This window comes from Trinickia sp., assembly GCF_035492435.1.
Taxonomy (GTDB): domain Bacteria; phylum Pseudomonadota; class Gammaproteobacteria; order Burkholderiales; family Burkholderiaceae; genus Trinickia.
Genome location: NZ_DATJJF010000223.1, coordinates 1 through 4,033 on the forward strand (window position 1 = coordinate 1; position 4,033 = coordinate 4,033).

General features: G+C 56.6%; 4 protein-coding genes. 1 reads left to right on the forward strand and 3 read right to left on the reverse strand.

Going from position 1 to position 4,033, the window contains the following annotated elements:
- The 3 genes from VL598_RS16260 to VL598_RS16270 all read right to left on the reverse strand — a co-directional run.
- Positions 1-338: DUF3501 family protein (locus VL598_RS16260; protein WP_325327756.1), on the reverse strand; the 338-nt coding region annotated here is incomplete at its 3' end.
- Between the two features lie 77 nt (positions 339-415).
- Positions 416-1,753 carry a heterodisulfide reductase-related iron-sulfur binding cluster gene (locus tag VL598_RS16265; protein WP_325327757.1) on the reverse strand — a complete coding sequence of 446 codons (1,338 nt, stop codon included), beginning with the start codon at positions 1,751-1,753 and terminating at the stop codon, positions 416-418.
- Positions 1,754-1,860: 107 nt separating this feature from the next.
- Positions 1,861-2,283 (reverse strand): rubrerythrin family protein, encoded by a 423-nt coding sequence (locus VL598_RS16270; RefSeq protein ID WP_325327758.1) that lies wholly within the window; start codon positions 2,281-2,283, stop codon positions 1,861-1,863.
- An 859-nt stretch (positions 2,284-3,142) separates the two neighbouring features.
- On the opposite strand from VL598_RS16270, the gene VL598_RS16275 reads away from it, so the two are divergent.
- Entirely contained in the window at positions 3,143-3,400 is a 258-nt protein-coding gene (locus VL598_RS16275) for a hypothetical protein (RefSeq protein ID WP_325327759.1), read from the forward strand.
- Positions 3,401-4,033: the final 633 nt, after the last annotated feature.

Below are 4,033 nucleotides of genomic sequence, written 5' to 3' on the forward strand. Positions count from 1 at the left end.
TGATCCTCGATGCCGATCAAGCGTCGCAACGCGGCACACCGCTCAATTTCGTTTTCATACTCGATCTGCATCGTCGCCTTTAGATTGGTTCCGTCTGGAACAAGCGGCAAATAGGCGTCCAGTTCCGCCTGAATGCCACCTTCGTCGAAGATCTTTTCGATGTGCAGCATCTCTTGAATCTGGTAGCGGATGGTCAGTTCGTCCTCGAACAGCAGCGTCAAGTGATTGCCCAGGCGCACGCAGCGATATTTCTTATGTTCGATCACGCGCTCGCGTATTGCCTTGCGCTCTTTCGCATAGGCTTCCAGTGTCATCAGCGAGTTGCGGGAAATTGTCATTGGTCACATTCCCTTTCAAAGAAACGTTGCACAAGTACCGCAATGCTTAGGCTCAGGCTGTCTCGATGTTCAACGGGTCATATGCCATAGGCCTTGCGCAGCAAGGTCAGCGGATGCGCGAGCGCCGCTTTGGCGAGGCCGCTCTCATCGATGCCCTGCTCGATGTGGTGCCCCGCTAACTGGCAATCCGATGCAATGAACGCAGGCTCGCCCTCGGCCATGGCCTTGAACACCGGTTCGCCAATCTTCATCGCAGTGCGATGAAACTCCTTCTTGACGCCAAACGTTCCGGCGTGACCGGAGCACCGCTCGACCACCTTCACTTCGGTGCCCGGTATGAGGGAAAGTGCCTCGAAAGTCTTGCGCCCGAGATTTTGCACCCGGCCGTGACACGGTACGTGGTAGGACACTTTTCCGAGCGCTTGTTTGAAGTCCGTCTTCAGCAACGCGTCGCGATGCCGTGACACAAAATATTCGAACGGATCCCAAAACGCAGCGCTTACTGCACGTACGTCCTCGTCTTCAGGAAACATGAGCGGCAGCTCGTGCTTATACATCAACACGCAGCTCGGTATGGCTGCCATCAACGCGTAGCCTTCGCGGGCATAGTGCGCAAGCACGGGGATGTTCTCGTCTTTCTTTGCTGCAACGCCGTCGAGATCGCCTTGTTCAAGCAGCGGCATCCCGCAACAGGCTTCGCTTGCCACGAGCACATAGGGGATATCGTTATGGGCCAACAGTGCAAGCAAATCATGGCCGATGCCAGGCTCGTTGAAGTTGACATAGCAAGTTGCATAAATGGCAACCTTTCCCGGCGTGAGCTCTCCATCACGAACCGGCAGCTCCGGGGAACGCTTGGCGGCACGGCGAAATTTGCGAGGCGCAAACTCCGGCAACCAGGCTTCTTTATCGACACCGAGCGCCGATTCCACCGCACCGCGCATCGTCTTCGTTCGGTGAATCGCGTTGATGGTTTGGGTCACAACCGGAATGCCCGCCAAGCGCCCCAGCGCATCGGTGTTCGACAGCACCTTGTCGCGCAACGCCACTTCACCGCGCTTATACTTCGCTGCCTTTGCACGCAGCATCAAATGCGGAAAATCGACGCCCCACGCATGAGGTGGTACGTAGGGACATTTCGTCATGTAGCAGAGGTCGCACAGGTAGCACTGATCGACCACTTTTGAATAGGCGCGCTTGTCAATGTCATGGGCCTCGAAGCTATCCGTCTCGTCGACAAGGTCGAACAGCGTCGGGAATGCACCGCACAACGATACGCAGCGCCGGCAACCGGCGCATAAGTCGAAAACACGGGCAAGCTCGCGATCAATAGCGGCTTGGTCGTAAAACGCGTCTGTACGCCAATCGAGCGCAGATCGAGTCGGCGCTTCAAGGCTGCCTTCCTTGTGCGGCATGTATCGCGCTCCTAACAACAGATCTGCAATGGTTCTAGGCTAACCGCCGAGTAACAGATGAACGAACGCATCGCCGCGGAGTGCTAATGCGTCCGTGCCCCGGCCGTTCACCCGGCAAACGATTCCAGTGCCTTTACGTAACGATTGGCGTGACTGCGCTCCGCCTTGGCAAGCGTCTCGAACCAGTTCGCGATCTCGTCAAAGCCCTCCTCGCGAGCCGTCTTTGCCATGCCGGGATACATATCGGAGTATTCATGCGTCTCGCCAGCGATGGCCGATTGCAGATTGAGCCGCGACGTGCCGAACGGAAGCCCCGTGGCCGGATCGCCAACCGCCTCGAGATACTCGAGGTGTCCATGCGCATGGCCTGTCTCGCCTTCCGCAGTCGAGCGGAACAACGCCGCGACGTCGTTCTGACCTTCGACATCAGCCTTGGCCGCGAAATACAAATAGCGGCGATTCGCCTGCGATTCACCTGCAAACGCAGCTTTCAGGTTTTCTTCCGTCTTAGAGCCTTTCAACTGTGCCATCTCAACCTCCTTCGAGGACAGGCACACGCAAAAGAGGCCGTGCGTGCACCGAGCCTACTTGTGGTATTTGCGGGGAAACGGTGTGCACCGCGTGCCCGTGGGAGCGCGCCACGCGCATTCAATCTAGGAAATGGAATGCTCGCTCCCCAATTGGCAATTTCTATAGCATCGATAGGTGTGCTGTAACGCAACGGGCGCGTGTCGGCCCATCCGTTAATGCGTCCGTGCATCCCGAAATTTGTCTGATGGTTCGCTTAGACTTTGTTCGGACCGAGCATCGCAACGCAACCGATGCCGATTTTATAGGGCCATAGCGCTTAGGCCTCGCGATGAAGAGAACCGATCATTCACTCCTTGACTCACTCGTTCTGTCGCTGCAGCGCGTGCACTGCGTAATTGAGCCTTCGCGCTACGATCGTCGATGCGCGTTGAAAGATCTCGATTGCCGCCGCGTTTGCAGTGGCTCAACAAGATAGCCAACGTCAAGCCAATTAGACCTCGCTCTCATCGCTGCTCGCCACAAAATAACAATGTGGTAATTCTGCGCTCCTGCCCCAGCGCGGAGAGCGGCATAGAAATGTAATTTTTATTTTTTACATTTTTCGACGTATCTTGTGCCGACCGTCGCATGAGTGCGTGGATTACGATAGCCAAGGTGCCGGCCGGCACGGTCGTTGCTCCTATTGCGCTCATCCGTCGGGCCGCGCCGCGAGCTATGGTAGACAGCGCAGAGACATCAATCCGGAGACTATAGCCACGATAGCTGAAAACGATATCAATGTCCCCGCCGTGTTAGGCGGCGATTTACAATCGCCGAATTGACGTTACGAATTGCCAGGAACGATATATGGACCCCGCCATGCTCAAGCTTACCCATCCCGTGGTGCGTGGCGAATCGCTGTGGTTTGCCGCGTATGAGTTCGGCTGGGGCTTCCGGGCCTTCGAGATTCGCGGCGACATTGCACAAGCAGAACTAGGCGCCGCCGACACCAGCCCCCGACAACTCACGCTGGCATTCGAACTGGGTCGCCAACGCATCGCGAAAGCGGTTACGCCGATGACGTTCGAATACCAAGGCGAACGTATTCCGCTTTACGCAACGCATTTCAGCGCGTAGAAATCAAGCCCAAACGCATTGCGGTCGGCACACAATTTCATCGGCCGACTGCCAATCTGGGACGGCTGTTGTCCAAGGTCCCCACCTCATCTGCTAGAGAAGCATCGTTCGTGACTCTTTGCTCATCTCGTCAGCAAAGTACGAAGGATTCGTCTGCAAATCAATGATTCCAATAAGGGGCAATTTCGCAAACCACGGGGCATCAACGACTGCTGCCGTCACGCGAATGCTGGACTATGCGGCCGTAATGGCAATCCAGGCCAAAGGTCATCTGAGCGCAGCGCACGTTTATCGGGGTCAGTAAAATGATTGACGGTAGCTGATGCCTGGGCCAGGACGACGGCAAACTGCTCTCCAAGCCCTCCGCCCGGCCAGCCAAAAGCAGCCAACGTGCCTCATCGAGCCAACACCGGGTATCGTTCGGCCACTGGATCAAGCACGGTATCGCGGACGCGCAAATTGCGTCTCGGTAACCGCTGCGTACTAGGGCATAGCACCTACGATGATGCGTTACCTCCTTTATGCCTGCGCAATAGCGCTGGCCAACAACGTCGACAACGTCGCGGCCCGAATCGCCTTCAGCTTGCGTGGCGTGAGGATCGGTGTCCTTGTCAACCTATGGGTAAGCGCGAT